Below are 1,049 nucleotides of genomic sequence, written 5' to 3' on the forward strand. Positions count from 1 at the left end.
CGCCCCCGGCTCCGGCTCCGCCCCCGACCTCGCAGACTTGAACATGTTCAAAAACGCCCCTAAGCTCGACCCCATCAGCTTTTGAACACGTTCAAAGGGGATGGGGCATGGACCTCACCGTCGTCGCGTACATCGTCTACCTGCTGGTCAGCGTCGGGCTGACGGTCTGGGTGGCCCGCACGCTGAGCCGGAACGGGCGGATCTTCCTCGCCGACGTCCTGCACGGCGACGAGAAGCTGGCGGACGCCGTGAACCACCTGCTGGTGGTCGGCTTCTACCTGGTCAACCTCGGCTTCGTGGCGCTCTACCTGAGCCAGGAGGAGAGCGTCGCGGACGCCCGGGGGCTGTTCGAGGCGCTGTCGGTCAAGCTCGGCGTGGTGCTGCTGGTGCTCGGCGTGCTGCACCTGGCCAACGTCTACGTGCTGAACCGCATCCGCCGGCGCGGGGCGCTGGACCGCGAGCCGCACCCGCCGGTGCCACCGCAGGGCTGGACCGCCCCCGCCACCGGCGCCTGAGCCGGGGCGCGGCGGCCATGACCCGGCAACAAGCCCCCCGGCTCCCGCCGGTGCGACGACTGACGGTCCTGTACGACGCGGACTGCGCGCTCTGCACGCATCTGCGGGGCTGGCTGGTCCGGCAGCGGCAGCGGATCCCACTGGACCTGGTGCCCGCCGGGTCGGCCGAGGCCCGGCGGCGCTTCCCGCACCTGGACCACGGGTCGACGCTGAAGGAGATCACCGTGGTCGGGGACGCCGGCCAGGTGTACCGCTCGACGGCGGCCTGGATCACCTGCCTGTGGGCGCTGGACGCCTACCGCCCCACCGCCCGGCGGCTGGCGACCCCAGCCGGACTGCCGGTCGCCCGGGCCACCGTCCTGGCCGCCGCCCGCTGGCGCGGCGCGCGTGGCACGGCCGGCTGCGCGGACGGGCGGTGCACCCCGGACCCGGGCGTCCCGGGGGCGGCGGGGGCCGCTTACCGTGGGCGGGACGTCGGGACGGGGAGGTAGTCGGTGGGTACGTGGGGACGGACGTTCCAAGCGGGGCGGGAGG

2 protein-coding genes are annotated in these 1,049 nt (G+C 73.8%); both read left to right on the top strand.

Annotated elements, in window-relative coordinates:
• Window positions 1-107: 107 nt before the first annotated feature.
• The gene (locus C6N75_RS29860) at window positions 108-515 is read left to right on the top strand and encodes a hypothetical protein (protein WP_105871950.1); all 408 of its coding nucleotides are present in this window, start codon (window positions 108-110) and stop codon (window positions 513-515) included.
• Between the two features lie 17 nt (window positions 516-532).
• Complete coding sequence (locus tag C6N75_RS29865) at window positions 533-1,006, top strand: thiol-disulfide oxidoreductase DCC family protein (protein ID WP_105871951.1); 474 nt, start codon at window positions 533-535, stop codon at window positions 1,004-1,006.
• Window positions 1,007-1,049: the final 43 nt, after the last annotated feature.

Source organism: Streptomyces solincola (genome assembly GCF_002982015.1).
GTDB lineage: Bacteria > Actinomycetota > Actinomycetes > Streptomycetales > Streptomycetaceae > Streptomyces > Streptomyces solincola.

What these genes read in the sequence shown, in the direction of transcription:
- C6N75_RS29860 (WP_105871950.1), top strand. Translation starts at nt 108, where the DNA reads ATGGACCTCACCGTCGTCGCGTACATCGTCTACCTGCTGGTCAGCGTC.
- C6N75_RS29865 (WP_105871951.1), top strand. Translation starts at nt 533, where the DNA reads ATGACCCGGCAACAAGCCCCCCGGCTCCCGCCGGTGCGACGACTGACG.